This window comes from Streptomyces sp. NPDC031064, assembly GCF_055570965.1.
The window spans coordinates 285,684-302,848 of sequence record NZ_JBVIGF010000008.1 but is presented as its reverse complement, the minus strand read 5'-3'; the positions used below and the strand labels follow the sequence as shown (position 1 = coordinate 302,848).

The 17,165-nt window shown below is 74.0% G+C and carries 14 protein-coding genes; 3 read left to right on the top strand and 11 right to left on the bottom strand.

What is annotated here, in order from left to right:
- Positions 1-29: 29 nt before the first annotated feature.
- Together ACZ46W_RS28055 and ACZ46W_RS28050 are read left to right on the top strand one after the other, a co-directional pair.
- Positions 30-1,487: an MFS transporter gene (locus ACZ46W_RS28055; RefSeq protein ID WP_468343068.1), complete on the top strand. Its 1,458-nt coding sequence runs from the start codon at positions 30-32 to the stop codon at positions 1,485-1,487.
- A 105-nt stretch (positions 1,488-1,592) separates the two neighbouring features.
- Positions 1,593-2,804, top strand: coding sequence for an FAD-dependent oxidoreductase (locus tag ACZ46W_RS28050; RefSeq protein WP_468343066.1), 1,212 nt, complete (start codon positions 1,593-1,595; stop codon positions 2,802-2,804).
- Between the two features lie 80 nt (positions 2,805-2,884).
- Here ACZ46W_RS28050 and ACZ46W_RS28045 read toward each other — a convergent pair whose 3' ends face one another.
- Complete coding sequence (locus tag ACZ46W_RS28045; protein ID WP_468343063.1) at positions 2,885-3,847, bottom strand: helix-turn-helix transcriptional regulator; 963 nt, start codon at positions 3,845-3,847, stop codon at positions 2,885-2,887.
- 91 nt (positions 3,848-3,938) lie between these two features.
- Between ACZ46W_RS28045 and ACZ46W_RS28040 the strand changes: the two genes are divergently transcribed.
- Entirely contained in the window at positions 3,939-4,346 is a 408-nt protein-coding gene (locus tag ACZ46W_RS28040) for a VOC family protein (RefSeq protein WP_468343060.1), read from the top strand.
- Between the two features lie 55 nt (positions 4,347-4,401).
- On the opposite strand, the gene ACZ46W_RS28035 is transcribed toward ACZ46W_RS28040, so the two are convergent.
- The 10 genes from ACZ46W_RS28035 to ACZ46W_RS27990 form a co-directional block, all read right to left on the bottom strand.
- A complete protein-coding gene (locus ACZ46W_RS28035; RefSeq protein WP_468343057.1) occupies positions 4,402-6,759 on the bottom strand; it encodes a non-ribosomal peptide synthetase in 2,358 nt (785 codons plus the stop codon).
- A 57-nt stretch (positions 6,760-6,816) separates the two neighbouring features.
- Positions 6,817-7,926: a 3-deoxy-7-phosphoheptulonate synthase gene (locus ACZ46W_RS28030; RefSeq protein ID WP_468343054.1), complete on the bottom strand. Its 1,110-nt coding sequence runs from the start codon at positions 7,924-7,926 to the stop codon at positions 6,817-6,819.
- A gap of 61 nt (positions 7,927-7,987) precedes the next feature.
- Positions 7,988-9,010, bottom strand: coding sequence for a ketoacyl-ACP synthase III family protein (locus tag ACZ46W_RS28025; RefSeq protein ID WP_468343051.1), 1,023 nt, complete (start codon positions 9,008-9,010; stop codon positions 7,988-7,990).
- Positions 9,011-9,096: 86 nt separating this feature from the next.
- A complete protein-coding gene (locus ACZ46W_RS28020; protein WP_468343048.1) occupies positions 9,097-11,067 on the bottom strand; it encodes an anthranilate synthase family protein in 1,971 nt (656 codons plus the stop codon).
- Positions 11,064-11,729 carry an isochorismatase family protein gene (locus ACZ46W_RS28015; protein ID WP_468343045.1) on the bottom strand — a complete coding sequence of 222 codons (666 nt, stop codon included), beginning with the start codon at positions 11,727-11,729 and terminating at the stop codon, positions 11,064-11,066. Before ACZ46W_RS28015 ends, ACZ46W_RS28020 begins: the two co-directional genes overlap by 4 nt.
- A gap of 50 nt (positions 11,730-11,779) precedes the next feature.
- Positions 11,780-12,550 (bottom strand): 2,3-dihydro-2,3-dihydroxybenzoate dehydrogenase, encoded by a 771-nt coding sequence (locus tag ACZ46W_RS28010; protein WP_468343042.1) that lies wholly within the window; start codon positions 12,548-12,550, stop codon positions 11,780-11,782.
- Positions 12,547-14,091 (bottom strand): amidohydrolase family protein, encoded by a 1,545-nt coding sequence (locus tag ACZ46W_RS28005; protein WP_468343039.1) that lies wholly within the window; start codon positions 14,089-14,091, stop codon positions 12,547-12,549. Before ACZ46W_RS28005 ends, ACZ46W_RS28010 begins: the two co-directional genes overlap by 4 nt.
- On the bottom strand, positions 14,091-14,381 hold the full coding sequence (locus ACZ46W_RS28000; protein WP_468343036.1) for a phosphopantetheine-binding protein: 291 nt from the start codon (positions 14,379-14,381) through the stop codon (positions 14,091-14,093). The genes ACZ46W_RS28005 and ACZ46W_RS28000 overlap by 1 nt, the downstream gene beginning before the upstream one ends.
- 6 nt (positions 14,382-14,387) lie before the next feature.
- Complete coding sequence (locus ACZ46W_RS27995; RefSeq protein WP_468343034.1) at positions 14,388-16,100, bottom strand: (2,3-dihydroxybenzoyl)adenylate synthase; 1,713 nt, start codon at positions 16,098-16,100, stop codon at positions 14,388-14,390.
- On the bottom strand, positions 16,100-17,164 hold the full coding sequence (locus ACZ46W_RS27990) for a ketoacyl-ACP synthase III family protein (protein WP_468343031.1): 1,065 nt from the start codon (positions 17,162-17,164) through the stop codon (positions 16,100-16,102). The genes ACZ46W_RS27995 and ACZ46W_RS27990 overlap by 1 nt, the downstream gene beginning before the upstream one ends.
- Between the last annotated feature and the right edge of the window lies 1 nt (position 17,165).

Sequence of the window (17,165 nt, the reverse complement as noted above, 5' to 3'; positions counted from 1 at the left end):
CCTGTCCCTCCCCCCGTGAAAGGAACGTCATGACCAGCTCCAACAGCGCGACCGGAACACGGCCGCCGCTCCTCCTGCTGTGCGCCGCGCAGTTCATGCTCGTACTCGACTTCGCCATCGTGAACGTGGCCCTGGTCCACATGCAGCGCGACCTGGGCTTCACCGCCAGCGGGCTCCAGTGGGTCGTGGGCGCCTACGCGCTCTTCTACGGTGGTTTCCTGCTGCTGGGCGGCCGGGCCGGTGACGTCTTCGGACGCAAGCGCATGTTCGTGGGCGGCCTCGCGGTGTTCACCCTCGCCTCCCTCGTGGGCGGGATCGCCACCGAGCCGTGGATCCTCGTGCTGGCCCGCGCGGTCCAGGGCCTGTCGGCGGCCGCCGTCTCCCCGGCGGTCCTGGCGATGATCGGCAGCGGGTTCCCGGAGGGCCCGGAGCGGGTGAAGGCCATGGGCATCTTCGGCGCCGTCTCCTCGGCCGGGTTCACCGGCGGTGTGGTCGCCGGCGGTCTGCTCACCGAGTACCTCACCTGGCGTGCGGTGATGCTGGTCAACGTCCCCGTGGGCATCGTGCTGGTGGCGCTGGCCGCCCGCAGGCTGACCGCCGACCACCACGCCACCGGTTCGGCCCGCCTGGACCTGCCCGGCGCGGTGCTGGTCACCTCGGCGATGTGCGCCCTCACCTACGGCCTGACCATGGCCTCCGACCGCGGCTGGGACTCGGCCGTCGTGACGGTGTCGCTGGCGGCGGGCGCCGCCCTGCTGGTCGCCTTCCTGGTGGTGCAGACCCGGGTCGCCGGGCCGCTGGTGCCGCTGTCCATCTTCCGCAACCGCGCGCTGTCCTCGGGCAACGTGGTCGCGTTCCTGTCCGGTGGCGTGATGTCGGTGTCGACCTTCTTCATCACCATGTACATGCAGCAGGTGCTCGGGTACTCCGCGCTCAAGGCGAGCATGGGCTTCTTCCCGCAGGCCTTCGTGGTCTTCCTGGCCAGCCTCCCGGTCGTCAAGCTCACCCACAAGCTCGGCGCCCGCACCGTGCTGATCATCGGCGGTCTGCTGCTGGCCGTCGGGTCGGCGATGCTGGCCCAGGTGACGGCGGACAGCTCCTACTGGCTCGGGGTGCTGCCCGGCGGCGTGCTGCTGGGCCTGGGCGTGACGGTCATGATGATCGCGACCGCCATCGCCGGCACCAGTGGCGTCAGCGGCCCGCAGATGGGCCTCGCCTCCGGTCTGTTCAACTCCAGCCGCCAGCTCGGTGTCGGGCTCTGCCTCGCGGTGGGCGTGGCCCTGGCCGGTGTGGTGCACGGGACCGTGGCGAAGATCCCGGTCGGCGGCTTCCAGACGGCGTTCTGGTTCACCACCGCCCTGTCCGTGGGCATCACCGCGGTCTCGGTCCTCGGTCTGCGGCGCACCGCCGTGGCCTCGGCCGCGCCCGCCGCCCCCACCGCCTCGGCGGCCGCTCCCGGCACGCCGGCCGGGGCCGCCGCCAAGTAGGCCCCACCGATGACCGACGGCGGCCGGCCCCGTGGCGACGGGGCCGGCCGCCGCGCCGCTTCATGGCCGCGCGGCCGACCGACTTGAGGAGAAGAGGAACAAGCGATGACACACGTACTCGTCGCGGGCGGCGGCATCGGCGGGCTCGCCGCCGCGCTGGGCCAGGCCCGGGGCGGACACCGGGTGACGGTCCTGGAGGGCCGGCCGGAGTTCTCGGAGATCGGCGCGGGCATCCAGCTCGCCGCCAACGCCTTCCACGCGCTGGGCGCCCTGGGGGTCCGCGACCGGGTGACCGGGCGGGCCGACTTCATCGACGAACTGCGCTTCATGGACGGTACATCGGGTCACCGGGTCGCCGCCATGGAGCTGACGGGCGCCTACCGGACCAGATTCGGCGGCCCGTACGCCGTGGTCCACCGCGGCGATCTGCACCGGGCCCTGCTGGACGGCTGCCGCGCGGCGGGTGTGGAGCTGCTGGCCGGTCACCGGGTGACGGGCTACCGGCAGGACGGCGCACGGGTCACGGCCGTCACCGCCGCCGGGGAGCGGTTCTCGGCGGACGTGCTGGTGGGCGCCGACGGGCTGCGCTCGGCGGTGCGGGCCCAACTCGTCGGCGACGGCGGCCCGCGCATCTCCGGGCACACCATCTTCCGCTCCGTGATCCCGATGGACGAGGTCCCGCCGGAGCTGCGGTCCAGGAGCGTCACCCTGTGGGCGGGCCCGGGCTGGCACTTCGTCCACTACCCCATCGGCGGCGGGGCGTTCCTCAATCTCGCGGCCACCCTCGACGACGGTGCGCGCGAGGAGATCACGGGAGCGCCCGCGAGCCGGTCCCACGTCCTGACCCGGTTCCCCGGCCTGTGCGACGAGGCGCGGGAGCTGCTGGAACTCGGCCGGGACTGGCGGATCTGGGTGCTGTGCGACCGCGACCCGGTCGACGGCTGGGTGGACGGCCGGGTGGCACTGCTCGGCGACGCCGCGCACCCGATGCTCCAGTACGCCGCCCAGGGCGCCTGCATGGCGCTGGAGGACGCGGTGGTGCTGGGCCGGCTGCTGCGCTGCGAGCCGTGCGAGATCCCGGGGCGGTTGGCGCGGTACAACGCCCTGCGGCGCGACCGCACCGCTCGGACGACCCTGACGGCGCGCCGGATGGGCGACGAGCTCTACCACGCGGCCGGTGCCGACGCGCCGGTGCGCAACGCGATGCTCGCGGGGCTCTCACCCGAGGAGCTGCGCGAGGCCGTGGCATGGCTGCACGGCTCCACCTCGTTCACCGGGGCCCGTCAGGCCGTTCTCGTACGGGCCGAGGGGGCATGAGCGGTCCCCCGCCCGTACGGTCCGCCGACCGCCGCCCCTCGCCGGCCCATCCCCCCGGCGAGGGGCGGCGGCCGTGCGCGTCACGTCCCGCCACCGCACCGGCCCCGGTAGCGGTCGGCGAGCTCGGCGCCGATGCGGCCCAACTCGGCCCGTACCGTGTCCGGTTCCACCACCTCCACCAGCGCGCCCCAGCCTGCCAGGTTGCGGGCGAGGTCCAGCGGTGTGGGCGCCGCGAGGCGGACCCGGGCCCGCCCGTCGGCGGCCTCGCCGTCGGGGTGGCAGTGCCGTCCGAACCGGTCGCGCAGGACCGGCACGAACCGCGCCTCGATGAGCACGGTCGCCCAGGTGCGCGACCGCCGCTGCTCCACGTCGCCGACGACCTCCTGCCACGCCGCGGCGAGCGTGAAGTCGTCCGGGCGCTCGGCCGGTTCACCGGTCTCGTCGGCCGCGCCGATCCGGTCCACCCGGAAGGTGCGCCGCCCGCGTGCGGTGCCGGCGATCAGGTACCAGGTGTCGTCCTTGTCGACCAGGCCCCAGGGGTCGACGACCCGCTCGGTCCGCTCCCGGGCGCTGTCGGTGTACACCAGCCGGACCTTGCGCCGGCGGATCACGGCACCCTGGAGCAGCTCGACCATCGCGGGCCTGCGCCGGTCCCGCTCGCCCCACGGGGTGGGGTCGACCATGGTGGAGTCGGCGGCGGCCACCGCGTCGGCCCGGAAGGTCTTCGGCAGCGCCCGGATCAGTTTGCGCAGCGCCGCCCTGGCGTCGCCCGAGACGGCCGCGGCCGGGCCGACCAGCAGGAAGAGCGCCTGTGCCTCGGTGGCCGACAGACCGCTGAGGTCGGTGCGGGCGCCACCGACGAGCGACCAGCCCCCGCCCCGGCCGGGCTGCGGGTACACCGGGATGCCCGCGGCGGACATCGCCTCCAGGTCGCGGCGGGCGGTGGCGACGGACACCTCCAGCTCTCCGGCGAGCTCGGCGGCGGTCACCCGGCCACGGGCCTGCATGAGCAGGAGGGCCGCCACCAGACGGTCAGCGCGCATGCCCCCCCACTTTCTCTCGAAAAGTGCTCAGTTGGTGAGCACTTTGGGTCAGAGGATGGTTACGGACACGGAACGAAGGAAGGAACCACCCATGCTGCGAGGACTCGCCACCGTCAACTTCTTCGCCGACGATGTGGAAGCAGCCAAGAAGTGGTACGCCGAACTGCTGGGCGTCGAGCCGTACTTCGAGAGCCCGGGCGACGGCCAGCCGGCCGCCTACTACGAGTTCAGGATCGGTGACCACCAGACCGAACTGGGCATCATCGACCGGCGCTTCGCCCCGCCGGGCCTGCCCGGCGCCCCCGGGGGCGCGATCGGCCACTGGCACGTCGACGACGTGCGGGGCGCCCTCGACCGGCTGCTCGCCATGGGGGCCACGCCGTACACGCCGCTGACCGAGTACGGTCCCGGGTTCGTCACCGCGTCCGTGACCGACCCCTTCGGCAACGTCCTGGGCGTCATGTACAACGAGCACTACCTGGAGATGCTCGGCCGATGAGCCACGGCCGCGGCCCCCACGGGTGCGGTGGGGGACGCGGCGGCTGCGGTGGTGGTCAGGCAGCGGCGGCGGTACGGGCGACCAGTTCGGCCATCTTCGCCACCGTCGGCTCGTCGAAGAGGTCGACCAGCTCCAGGTCCACCCCGTGCAGTTCGCGGACCAGCTCCGTCAGCCGGGCCGCCCGCAGCGAGTCGCCGCCCAGGTCGAAGAAGTTGTCGAGCACCCCGACCCCGTCCAGTTCGAGGACCTTGGTCCACAGCCCGTGCAGCGACTCCTCCAGGGCCCCGGACGGAGCCTGGTAGGGGGTGTCGACCTCCGGGCGGGAGCGCGGCGGCTCGGGCAGCGCGGCCCGGTCGATCTTGCCGTTGGTGCTGGTGGGCAGCCCGCCGACGACGTAGGCCGCGGGCACCATGAAGGACGGCAGCCGCTGGGCGAGGCCGCGCCGGATGTCCCGCACGGAGGGTGCCGCCCCGGCGCCGGGCTCGATGTAGGCGGTGAGCTGTACGTCGCCCTGCCCGTCCTGCCGGGCGAGCACGGCGGCCTGCTGGACGCCGGGCAGCGTGGTCAGCACGACCTCGATCTCCCCGAGGTGGACGCGGTTGCCGCGCACCTTGACCTGGTTGTCGGTGCGTCCGACGATCTCGATGCTGCCGTCCGGCCAGTACCGGGCGAGGTCGCCGGTGCGGTACATGACCGGATGCCGGGCCGGGTCGATCGGGTTGGCGATCCACTTCTCGGCGGTGGCCTCCGGGCGGCCCAGGTAGCCGGCCGACAGGCTGACCCCGGCGATGCACAGCTCGCCGACCAGCCCCGGCGGCAGCGGGCGGAGGTCCTCGTCCAGGACGTAGCTGGTGACGTTGGTGGTGGGCCGGCCGATCGGCGGCAGGCGCCGGGCCCGCCCCTCCTCGCCGAGCTCCTCCCCCAGTTCGGTGATGTCACAGGCGGCGACGACGGTCGCCTCGGCGGAGCCGTACAGGTTGATCAGCTTGAACGGCAGCCCGGCCGGCGGCCAGGACTGGATGCGCTCACCACAGACCCGGATGTTCTCCAGCGGGGTGTCCTCGGGCCACTCCAGCCGCCACAGCCGCTCGGCCATCGGCTTCATCAGCAGGGTGGTGGTGATGCCCTCGCGCAGGAACCACTCCTGGAGGCGGTACTCGGAGGCGACCACGGACACGTCCGGGATGTGCACGGTGCCGCCGACGGCGAGCACCGGGAAGCACTCGACCTCGATCATGCCGTAGCCGGGGGCGGCCAGCCAGGTGCCCTGGGAGGCGCTGGTCATGCCGCACAGCTCGCTCATGCTGTGGATCAGGTTGCGGGCGGCCCCGAAGCGGACCATGACGGCCTTGGGCGCGCCGGTGGAGCCGGACGTGTAGCAGATGTGGATGGTGTCGTCCGCGCCGACGGGCTCGCTGACCTCGGTGACCGGCTCGGAGCGCCAGTCCTCGGTGTCCAGGGCGATGACCTGCGCGGAACCGGCCACCTTCGCCTCGTGGGCGGCCAGGGTCAGGACGGCGGCGGCCGAGGCGTCCTCGATCATGAAGCGGATGCGGTCGGCCGGGAAGTCGCTGTCCAGCAGGATCGCCGCACAGGCCAGCTTGAAGCAGGCGAGCTGGGCGATCAGGCTCTCCGCGCCGCGCGGGAAGCAGACGCCGACCCGGTCTCCGGGCCGCACACCACGGGCGGTCAGCCGGTGGGCGAGCTGGTTGGCCCGCTCATCCAGCTCACGGTAGGTCAGCCGGGCGCCCGGCAGGATCACGGCCAGCGCGTCGGGGGTGCGCCGGGCGTGCTCCGCGACCCGCTCGTGGAAGAACGGCTCGGGGACCGGTCCGGCGGTGTCGTTCCACTCGACCAGGATGCGGTGGGTCTCCTCCTCGGTGAGGAGCGCGATGTCGCGCACGGTGCCCTCGGGCGCGGCGGCCAGCGCGTCGAGCACCCGCTCCAGGTGGCGGGCGTACTGCTGGGCGGCGTGCGCGTCGAACTCGGCGCCGTCCATGGACAGTTCCATCGTCCCGTCGTCCGGCGAGACGGCCAGGGTGAGGGCGGCGAGCGCCTCGCCGGCGGGCCGGCCGGTGGTGGTCACCGCCGCGTGCGCGGGACGCCCGGCGGGCGCCCCGGCGTCGGCGGCCCCGGCCCGCGCGGCGGCGTCGAGGAGCTGCGCGGCGGTGGTGTCGCCGGCCACGCGTATCGCGGCGGACTCGAAGGAGTCGGGGCGTCGTCGCCGCCCGATGAGCAGTTCCGTCTCGCCCGTGTAGCGGTGCACGAGTGCGGCCAGCGCGGCCGTCGCGTACTCCTCGGGGCGGGCGGCGGCGGGCGCGGGGACGGCGAGGGCGTGCCGGTGCGGTGCGGCGGTCCGCGCACCGTCGAGGACGCGGGCCAGGGGCAGGGTCGAACTCGTGTTGACTGCCACGGTCTTGTTTCCTTTCGGGTCGTGCACGAAGTCGTCGGGACGGCGCGGGGCCGGGGGTCAGATCCGGGGCGCCGGGCGGGCGGCCGTACGGCGGGCGGCCACGGCGGAGGCGAGTTCCTCGGCCATCCGGGCCGTCTCGGGCCAGCCGACGCACGCGTCCGTGACGCTCTGCCCGTAGGTGAGCCGGTCGGTGCGGCCGATCTGGAGGTCCTGGCGGCCCGGGGACAGGAAGCTCTCGATCATGACCCCGGCGACTCCCTGCTCCCCGGCGGCGATCCGCCGCGCGATGTCACCGATCACCAGGGGCTGCCGCTCGTGGTCCTTGTTGCTGTTGCCGTGACTGGCGTCGACGATCAGGCGCTGCGGCAGCCCCGCCGCGGCGAGCTGCGCCAGGACCTCCGCGACCGGCTCGGCGCCGTAGTTGGGGCCCGTGCTGCCGCCGCGCAGCACCACGTGGCCGTCGGGGTTGCCCTCGGTGCTGACCACGGCCGCCCGGCCGTCGTCGCCGATGCCGGGGTACACGTGGGGGTGCGAGGCGGCGACGATGGCGTCCAGCGCGTCCTCGACGCTGCCGCCGGTGGCGTTCTTGAAGCCGATCGGCATCGCGAGCCCGCTGGTGAACTGGCGGTGCACCTGGCTCTGTACGGTCCGGGCGCCGATGCAGCCCCAGGAGACCGCGTCGGCGAGGTAGTGCGGGACCAGCGGGTCGAGGAACTCGCAGGCGACCGGCAGCCCGCTGCCCGCGATCTGGGCCATCAGCCCCCGGGCGAGCCGCAGCCCGCTGGGCAGGTCCTGGGAGCCGTCCAGCCGGGGGTCGCTGAGCAGGCCCTTCCAGCCGACCCGGGTACGGGGCTTCTCGACGTACACCCGCATGACCACCAGCAGGCGGTCCTGGAACTCGGCGGCGAGCGCGGAGAGCCGCTCGGCGTAGGTGAGGGCGGCGTCCGGGTCGTGGACGGAGCAGGGGCCCGCGATGACGACCAGGCGGTCGTCCTGGCCGGCGAGCACGCGGGCGATCTCCCGCCGGGCTCTCTGGGTGGTCTTGCGGGCGAGTGGCGGTAGCGGGATCTCCTCGCGCAGCTCGGCGGGGGCGGGCAGCCGGGTGGCGGCCGGGGCGCCGGGGAAGGTGGTGGCGGTGAGGGCGGCCGGGGTGTGGAAGAGGCTCATGTGAATACGTCCCTTTCCGGGCGGGAGTGGGCAGGAGCGGGCAGCAGGGCGGGCGGAGGGATCAGATGCCGTCGGCGGTGAGGACGGCGGCGGAGAAGGTGAAGCCCATGCCGGTGCCGAGCACGAGGACGCGGTCCCCGGGGCTCGGCAGGTCGTTGCGGAGCAGGTGGTCCAGGCCGTAGAGCTGGTCGCAGGGGCCGAGGTGGCCGATGGTCAGGCCCAGCTCGTGCAGGGAGTGGCGCGGTGCGATGTCCAGGTGGCGCACGAAGCTCTCGCGGTGCAGGGTCCGGCCGACGAAGGGGGTCACGAACCAGTCGATGCCGTCCGGGGCCACGTCGGCGTCGGCCAGGGCGCGGCCGACGACGCTGCGGGTGCGCTCGACCGACCTGGTCTGCACGTCCCGGAGCGACACCTCGCCGGTGGCGAGGAACTCGCGGGTCCGGCGCCGCATGTCCGGCTGCTCGCCGGGCGCGGTACGGAAGGGCTCGGCGCCCCGGGACAGGCCCTCCAGGACCGTGTCGGTCTCGCTGACCAGCGAGCGGAGCCGCAGCCGCCCGGTGTCACGGGTGACCACGGCGGCGGCGGCGCCGTCCCCGAAGACCATGCCGGGCGAGGTGTACCAGCGGTCACTGGGCGGGGCGAAGCGGTCGGCGAGGGTGATCAGGGCGGAGGGCACCTCGGGGCGGGCGATCAGGGTGGAGGCGGCGACGTCGAGCGAGGCGAGGGAGCCGTTGGACCAGGCGGCGACGGTCATCGGCATGCTGTTGAGGCGGGGGCCGAGCAGTTCGCGGGCGATCCAGCAGGCGGCGGGCCACATGTCGATGCCCTGGAAGTGGCCGTGGCTGTGCAGCACCAGGGAGTCGGGGTCGACCCGGGCGCCCTTCTCGCCGGCCTCCTTCACGGCCTGCCGGCCGGCGGTGACCGCCATCTCCGGAGGAGCCTCGGCCGAGCGGGAGTAACTGATCATGCCGGTGCTCGCGGCGGCCTCGGCCGAGTACGAGCCGTCGGCCACCGCCTCGGACACCGGCACGGTTTCACCGAGGACGCCTCCGGTGCCGGCGATCCAGATGTTGTCGAAGCGCATCGGACATGTCCTTTCCTGGGGAGCGGGGCGGTGGGAGGGGTGGCGGGTGGGCGGTCCGGACCGAACTGCCGTTACCGGTAACGACGTTATGCAGGTATCCCGGCGGGGACAACGGCCCGCTCATAAGGGCCCCTTACCTCTCCGAGCAGCTCGCCGATGAGGTCCGCGAGCAGCTCCCCGCCGCGCCGGGTGAGCACCGAGGCGGGGTGGAACTGCACCGAGGCGAACCCCGGGCCCCGCAGGGCGTGCACCTCACCGCTCTCCTCGCGGAACACCCGCACCCGCCCGGGGCGGGCCGGGCAGTCGATCAGGTCGTCCGGGCAGTGGGCGGCGAAGGTGTTGTAGAAGCCGACCGGTTCCCTCCTGCCGAAGCAGTCGATGTGGCGCTGGAGACCCTGGGTGGGCATCGGGTGCCGCACGAGCGGGAGCCCGAGCAGGGTGCTGAGCACCTGGTGGCCCAGGCAGACGGAGAGGAACGGCACGCCCCGGTCGAGGAGTTCGCCGGTCAGCCGCCGCAGCCGGGCGATCTTGGGGTCGGCCACGTCCCTCGGGTCGCCGGGCCCGGGGCCGACGATGACCAGGTCGTACGCGGCCGGTTGGACGTCCTCGTCGAATCGCCGCACCACGACCCGCAGCCCCTGGGCCTCCAGCAGGTGGCGGGCCATCGCGGTGAAGGTGTCCTCCGCGTCGATCACCAGCACCCGGCGGCCGGCCAGTTCGGGCACCGGACGGGCCCGGTCCCCGGGCGGCCGGAACCAGAAGTTGGCCAGCGGCCGGTTGCGCGCGGCCAGCGTCCGCAGCACCTCCGGGTGCGTCGCCAGCTCGGCCGCCGACCCGGGTCCCGCCGTGGCCCCCGCCGGGGAACGCAGCGCCTCGATGAGCCCGGCCGCCTTGGCCCGGGTCTCCGCCGCCTCGCCGGCCGGGTCGGAGTCGCGCACCAGGGTCGCGCCCACCGGGATGCGGAGCCGCCCCGCCGCGTCGATCTCCGCCGTACGGATGAGGATCGCCGAGTCCATGCTGCGGGCGCCGTCCTCGTCCCGGCCGATCAGCGCCGCCACTCCGGCGTAGTAGCCACGGCCCTCCGGCTCGTGACGGCTGATCACCTCGCAGGCGCTCTCCAGCGGGCCGCCGGTGACGGTCGGCGCGAACAGGGTCTCCCGGAGGATGTCGCGTACGTCCAGGGAGCTGTGGCCCTCGATGAGGTACTCGGTGTGGGCGAGCCGGGCCATCTGCTTGAGGGCGGGCCCGGTGACCCGGCCGCCCAGGTCGCAGACGCGGCCCATCATCTTGAGCTCCTCGTCGAGCACCATGTACAGCTCGTTGGCCTCCTTGGGGTCGGCGAGGAAGTCGAGCACACCCGCCAGTTCGGGACCGTCCGCCGGGTAGCGGTAGGTGCCGCTGATCGGGTTCATCACCACCTGCCCGGCGTCCAGGCTGATGTGGCGCTCCGGGGACGCCCCGACGAAGGTGCGGTCCCCGGTGTGGATGACGAACGTCCAGTAGCCGCCGGGGTCGCGGCCCGCCAGGCGGCGGAAGAACGACAGCGCGGTGCGGGCCGACCAGTCGTCGATGCGCGCGGTGAAGGAGCGCTTGATGACGAAGTTCGCCCCGGCGCCCCGGCCGATCTCCTCGGTGAGCACCCGGCGCACCCGGTCCGCGTACTCGGCGTCGTCGGCGTCGAAGCGGCCCTCCTCCATGGCGATCGGTACGTCGGGCAGCGCGGCCAGCACCTCGTCGAGCTCCAGCACCGCCTGGTCCTCGACCGCCATCGTCAGCAGCGGCGCCCCGTCGTCGGGGCAGGCGAAGCCCCGCTCGCGGATCTGCCGGTACGGCAGCAGGGCGAGGACCTCGTGCCGGGCGCCACCGCCCACCGGCTGCGGCGCGGGCGCGGACGGCAGCGGGATGTCGGCGATCAGCTCACGCTCGGTGGTCCGGCCGGTGATCAGGTCGATCCGGTCGTGCCCGGTGGCCCCGGGGCGGTGCAGCAGCGCGAACGGTGGCGGATCGGCGCCCAGCACCCGGTCCAGGAGCGGATGGACACGCGTCCCGGCGCTCATCGCGACGCACCTCCGTCCAGCGCGGCGAGGACCGCCCGGGTGGACAGGGTGACCGAGCAGCGGGAGGAGACGTACTCCAGCGTCTCCCGGTGCCGGTCGGCGGAGAAGTCGGCGACCGCGTCGCCCACCACGAAGGTCTGGATGTCGTGCGAGAAGCCCTCGTGGGCGGTCATCAGGATGCCGACGTGGGCGTACACCCCACAGATGACGAGCTGGTCCCGGCCGGTGCGGCGCAGCAGGGCGAGCAGTTCGGTACGGCAGAAGGCGCTGGGCCGCCACTTGGTGAACACCCGGTCGCCGGGGGCCGGAGCGATGCGCTCCGGGATGGCGCGGTGGTCGGGGTCAGCGCTCATGCCGGCGCCCCAGAAGTCCTTGAGCAGCCCGCGCTGTTCGTCCGTCATGCCGCCGGGCTGGGCGGTGTAGACGACCGGCGCCCCGGCGGCGGCGAAGGCGCGGCGCAGCGCCTCGGTGTTGTCCAGCAGGTCGGTCAGCGGCTGGCGGCCGTCGTCCGGGCCGCCGTGTCCGAAAGGGCTCAGGAAGTACTGCTGAAGGTCATGCACGAGCAGTACGGCGCGGTCGGGGTCGACCGCCCAGGGCGCGGTGTTGCGCGGCAGCTCGTGCTCGGCCGGCATGGGATACGAGTCGATCAGCGGGATCGCCATGGTGGCTCCAGGAAAATGAGAACGTGAAGTAAGGGGTTCGGACGAAGGGTTCAGACGCCGAGCGCGGCGCCGCCGTCCACCGTCAGGCCGTGCAGGGTGATGTGGGCGGCCCGGTCGGAGAGCAGGAAGAGCACCGCGTGCGCGATGTCCTCGGGCTGGGCGAGGCGGCGGAGCGGGATCCCGACGCGGTACGTGGCCGGCGAGCCCTCGACGGAGGGCCGGGTGGCGTCGCCGTCCGCGTACATCGAGGTGAGCATCGGCGTCTCGGTGGAGCCGGGGGCGACCACGTTGCAGCGGATGCCGTAGCGGGCGAGTTCGAGCCCGAGGGTCTTGGTGAAGCTGGTGGCCGCCGCCTTCGAGGCCGCGTAGGCCGCCATGTTCCAGCGCGGGATGCCGGCCGCGTTCGAGGCGACCGTGACGATCGCCCCGGACCGGCGCGGCACCATCCGGTTGGCGACCGCCCGGCTGACGTGGAAGACACCGGTGGCGTTGACCGCGAAGGTGGTGTCCCAGTCCTCGTCGCTGAAGTCGGCGACCTCGCCGGTACGCAGCACACCGGCGGCGTTCACCAGGTGGTCCAGCGGCCCCAGTTCGCTCTCCGTGCGGTCGACGGCGGCGTCCACCTCGGCGCTGGAGCGCACGTCCACGCCCAGCGCCAGGACGGCCGCGCCCGCCGTCCGCAGCTCCTTGGTCAGCGGTTCCAGGGCGGCCGGGTCGGCGTCGAGCAGCGCCAAGCGGGCGCCCTCCGCGGCCAGGGCGCGGGCGACCGCCGCGCCGATCCCGCCCGCCGCCCCGGTGACCAGGGCCGTCTTGGTGTTCATCGCCGTTCCTTCCGGTCGTTGGGGAGGGGGGCCAGGCCCGCCCTGGCCAGACGGCGCGCCGCGAGCGTCTCGGTGCGCTGCCGCAGCCGGGCGGCGACCGCGTCGGCGTCCACCCCGAGGCAGCGCACCGTAAAGGAGCCGAGCGCCTCCAGGTAGTCGGCCTCCAGGGCGTCCTCGTCCAGGCCGGTGGACCGGCCGTCCTCGATCAGGACGCGGCCCGCGACGACCACGGTCTCCACGTCCATGGAGCCGCCCAGGGACAGGAAGCCCTCCAGCGGGCGGGGGTTGAGCAGGTAGCGCCAGTCGTCGGTGCTGACCAGCAGCAGGTCGGCCTGCTTGCCGGGTTCGAGGCTGCCGATCCGGTCGCCCAGGCCGAGCCCGCGGGCGGGCAGCCGGGTCGCCATCGCGAGCGCGTCGGAGGGGAGCACCTCGGTGGGGTCGGCGTACATCTCGTTGTAGATCTGCCACGCCGTCCGCATCGCCTCGGCCATCCCGCCCAGCGGCATGGCCGCGCCGTCGGTGGACAGCGAGACGTCCAGCCCGGCCCGCCGGAACTCCGGGAACGCCCGGGTCTCGGTGAGCGACGCCTCCCCGGCCTGGCCGTACTTGGCCGGCGAGTGGCTGATGTGGGCGCCCGCGCCGATCAGCAGCGCGCGCTCGCCCGCGTCGGCGAACGCGCAGTGCACCGCCATGAACCGGTCGGACAGCAGCCCGAGGTCGGCGAACCGGCGCACCGGGGTGGACCCGTGGTAGGCGAGCATCACCTCGGCCTCGTTGCGCAGCGCACCGACGTGGGCGGCGAAGGGCACGTCGAAGCGGGCGACCAGCTCGGCGAAGCCCGCGCCCAGTTCGTCGGTCATGTTGGTGCCGTAGACGGCGGTCGGCCAGGCCCGGACGAGCCCGGAGGGGTCGGTCTCGCAGTCGGTCAGGAGCTTTTCGATGCGCTGGAGCTCGCCGTCGGCGTCGCGGGTGCGGCGGAAGCGGGTGTCCCCGGGGGCGCACACCGCGTCGGACGCCCAGGTGCTCACGGTGATCCGCATCCCGAGGTCGCGGGCGGCGCGGGCGAGCGCCTCCGGCTTGTTGAGCGAGCCGACGTCGCCCAGGGCGGTGACGCCGGAGCGGAGCTGGGTCCACATCGAGTAGCGGGCGATGGCGAGCGCCTCGTCGGGGGTGAGCCGGTCGACCTGGTCGTGGAAGGAGTCGAAGATGACGGAGATCTGCGGGACGTCGCCGCCGAGCGCCATGAACACCGGCTTGTCCTCGCGGTCGGAGGCGTCGCGCAGCGCGCCCTTGAAGGGGAAGCGCATGGCGAACATCTCGTGCCAGTGCGGGTTGACGAAGCCGGGCAGGACCATCCGGCCCCGGGCGTCGATCGTCCGCAGCCCGGCGCGGTGTTCGGGCCGGATGGCGGCCTCCACCTCCGCGACCCTGCCGACGGCGACCACCACGCCGTCCTCGGCGAGGACGGCGCCGTCGGGCAGGACCCGGTCGGTGTGGTCCGCCGGGTAGAGGCAGCCGCCCTTGACCAGCAGGGCGCCCATCACGCCACCTCCGTGGTCCGGGCGCGCCAGGCGGCGGTGAGGTGGCGGTGCCAGTCGTCGAGGGTGGGCGCGGCGGCGAGCTCGGCGAACTCGGCGGGCAGGCCCTGCCTCCGCCAGCGGGTCACCAGGCGCATCATCTCCAGCGAGCCGAGTCCGAGGTGGACGAGGTGGGCGTCCCCGGGTATCGCGCCGGGCGGCGTGCCCAGCACGGTGGCCACTTCCTGCCGGAGTTCCTCGGCGGACAGCGGCGTCGTACGCGGTGCGTTACGGGAACCGGATGTACCGGCCATGACGGATCACCCCTTCTGTGGGTACGGGACGGGTGCGGACGGGACGGGTGCGGACGGGACGGAGAGGGGCGGGACGGAGACGGCCGGTGTGAGCCAGTCGCGTGGCCGCGCCGGGTCGGCGGCCGCCGCTGTCAGGGCCTTCTTGTCGACCTTTCCGAGCGGGGTGAGCGGCAGGGCGGCGACGTATTCGGCGCGGTCCGGGAGTTTGTAGTCGGCGAGCCCGCGCGCGTGGAGCGCGGCCTTGAGTTCGGCGAGTGCCGGGGGTGCCTCGTCGCGGGCGACGAGGAAGGCGTAGATCCGCTCGCCGAGGAACTCGTCGGGCACCGGCACCACGGCCGCCGCGGCGACACCCGGGCAGGTGACGAGGTGGGCCTCCACCTCGCCGGCCGCGATCTTGTCGCCGCCCCGGATGACGACGTCCTTGAGCCGCCCCCGGACGATCAGGCGGCCCTCCGGGGTGAGGCTGGCGAGGTCGCCCGTGCGGTAGAAGCCGTCGTCGGTGAACGCCCTGGCGTTGTGCTCGGGGGCGCGGTAGTAGCCGCGCAGGGTGTACGGGCCCCGGGTGAGCAGCTCTCCGGTGACCCCGGCCGGCAGCTCCGCCCCGCGCTCGTCGACGATCTTCACCTCGTCGGCCGGTGACACGGGCCGCCCCTGGGTGTGCAGGAGGGAGTGCGGGTCGTCGTCCGGCCGGGACATCGTCAGCAGCCCCTCCGCCATGCCGAACACCTGCTGGAGCCGGCAGCCCAGCTCGGGGGTGATGCGGGCGGCGAGCTCCGGTTCGAGCCGGGCGCCGCCGATCTGGAGCACCTCCAGGCTGGACAGGTCCGCGTCGGACCACTCGCGCTCGTCCAGCCAGAGCCTGGCCACGGTCGGCACCACGGACGTCAGCGTGACCCGCTCCCGCTCGATCAGCCGGAAGCAGTCGTCGGCCGTGGGGTCCGGGGCGAGCACCACGGTGCCGCCGGCCGACAGCGTGCCGATCACACCGGGGCAGCCCCAGGTGAAGTTGAACTCCACCGGCAGCGCGGCCAGGTAGACGTCGTCGGGGGTCAGGCCGGCGAGGGCGGCCACCGTACGGGTCTGGTACGCGTAGTCGTCATGGGTGCGCGGGATGAGCTTCGGCAGCGCGGTCGTCCCCCCGGAGAGCAGGAAGAACGCCACGTCAAAGGGGTCGTTGGCGGGCAGCTCCACCGGATCGGCGTCGCCGAGCGAGTCCAGCCCCACGACTCCGGGACCGCCGCTCGCGCCCTGCACGAAGATGCGCCGCAGCGCGGGCAGTTCGGCCGCCATCTCCAGGGCGAGCGCGGTGTGGTCGAAGCCCCGGAAGACGCCGGGGACGACGTAGCCGGAGGCTCCGGACAGCTCGATCAGGTGCCGGATCTCGTTCCTCCGGTGCGAGGCGAGCGAGAACACCGGCTTGGCCCCGGCCCGGAACAGGGCGAACGCCACCTCCACGAACTCGGGCACGTTGGGGAGCTGGAGGACGATCCGGTCACCCCGCTCGACGCCCTGGCGGACGAACCCGGCGGCCAGCCGGTCCACCCGGGCGGCCAGTTCGGTGAAGCCGATCCGGCGCTCACCGGCGACCAGCGCGGTGGCGTCGCCGTACCGGTCGGCCCAGGCGCGGGGCAGCGACCCGAGGTCGGTGCCGTTCCACAGCCCCTCCCGCCGGTAGCGCTCGGCCGTGGCGGCCGGCCAGGGGGTGCGTCCTTCGAGCATCACAGGTCTTCCTCCTGTCGTGCGGTGCCGGGCAGATAGGGCGCGGTGATCTCCACGACCGCGCAGGCGACCTCCATGCCGGGGCCGGCGGCGAGCAGCAGCACGCGGTCCCCGGGGGCGACCTCGCCCCTGGTCCACAGGCGTTCGAGTCCGATGAACGGGTCGGCGGCGCCGACGTGCCCGATGTGCCGGGTGAACTCCCAGGTCCCGTCGGCGGCTTCGACGTCCAGCGGATCGAGGTAGATGGTGTGCAGGGCGCCGTCGGCGTACCCGGTGTGGCAGATCCTGGCCACCTTCTCCAGGCCGGTGTCCGCCTCGTCGAGGGCGCGGCCGACGGCCCGGGCGACCACGTCGCCGAGGTGCGTCTTCGGTGGCGCCGCCCCCCGGGCCCACTGGCGGCGCCAGTACTCGCTGCGCTCCTCGAAGTTGAGGGAGCGGCCGACGGTGATGCCGGGCGGGAAGAGCTCCTCCCCGCCCCGGTGCAGCTCCTCCATCGCGGGGGCGGAGACCGCGCCCACCGACAGCAGCCGGGCGAAGCCCTCGCGGCGTGACAGCACGGCGGCCGCACCGCCGTCGCCGAGGAGGAAGAGCCGGGAGGAGCGCCAGCGGTCCACCAGGGGGGCGGAGAAGTTGTCGGCCGCGGTGATCAGTACGGCGTCCTCGTCGCCGTCGGAGGAGAGCCGGTGTGCGGCCATCTCCAGGGCGGTGAGCATGCCGAGGCAGCCGGGGCCGACCTGGGCGGCGCCGATGGGCCGGTCCAGGGTGCGGTGGAGGACGTAGTGCGGTGCGGACCAGCCATCGGGGCCCTGGTGGTAGGTGGCGCAGTGCAGCAGGGCGCCGTAGTCGTCCCGGGTGAGCCCGGTGCGGCCGGCCCGGCGGAGGGCGGTGCCGGCGGCGCGTACCGCCATGTCGGGGGCCGGGAGCTGCCCGGCGACCCGCACGGCCAGCATCCCGGACGCCGTGCGGTCGGCCTCCTCGTACCAGCCGCGGGCCACCGCGTCGGCGGTGGTGACCTCCTCGGGCAGCCAGCTCCCGATGCCCGCGAGGTGGAGAGCGGCGGTCACC

What these genes read in the sequence shown, in the direction of transcription:
- ACZ46W_RS28055 (WP_468343068.1), top strand. Translation starts at nt 30, where the DNA reads ATGACCAGCTCCAACAGCGCGACCGGAACACGGCCGCCGCTCCTCCTG.
- ACZ46W_RS28050 (WP_468343066.1), top strand. Translation starts at nt 1,593, where the DNA reads ATGACACACGTACTCGTCGCGGGCGGCGGCATCGGCGGGCTCGCCGCC.
- ACZ46W_RS28045 (WP_468343063.1), bottom strand. Translation starts at nt 3,847, where the DNA reads ATGCGCGCTGACCGTCTGGTGGCGGCCCTCCTGCTCATGCAGGCCCGT.
- ACZ46W_RS28040 (WP_468343060.1), top strand. Translation starts at nt 3,939, where the DNA reads ATGCTGCGAGGACTCGCCACCGTCAACTTCTTCGCCGACGATGTGGAA.
- ACZ46W_RS28030 (WP_468343054.1), bottom strand. Translation starts at nt 7,926, where the DNA reads ATGAGCCTCTTCCACACCCCGGCCGCCCTCACCGCCACCACCTTCCCC.
- ACZ46W_RS28025 (WP_468343051.1), bottom strand. Translation starts at nt 9,010, where the DNA reads ATGCGCTTCGACAACATCTGGATCGCCGGCACCGGAGGCGTCCTCGGT.
- ACZ46W_RS28020 (WP_468343048.1), bottom strand. Translation starts at nt 11,067, where the DNA reads ATGAGCGCCGGGACGCGTGTCCATCCGCTCCTGGACCGGGTGCTGGGC.
- ACZ46W_RS28015 (WP_468343045.1), bottom strand. Translation starts at nt 11,729, where the DNA reads ATGGCGATCCCGCTGATCGACTCGTATCCCATGCCGGCCGAGCACGAG.
- ACZ46W_RS28010 (WP_468343042.1), bottom strand. Translation starts at nt 12,550, where the DNA reads ATGAACACCAAGACGGCCCTGGTCACCGGGGCGGCGGGCGGGATCGGC.
- ACZ46W_RS28005 (WP_468343039.1), bottom strand. Translation starts at nt 14,091, where the DNA reads ATGGGCGCCCTGCTGGTCAAGGGCGGCTGCCTCTACCCGGCGGACCAC.
- ACZ46W_RS28000 (WP_468343036.1), bottom strand. Translation starts at nt 14,381, where the DNA reads ATGGCCGGTACATCCGGTTCCCGTAACGCACCGCGTACGACGCCGCTG.
- ACZ46W_RS27995 (WP_468343034.1), bottom strand. Translation starts at nt 16,100, where the DNA reads ATGCTCGAAGGACGCACCCCCTGGCCGGCCGCCACGGCCGAGCGCTAC.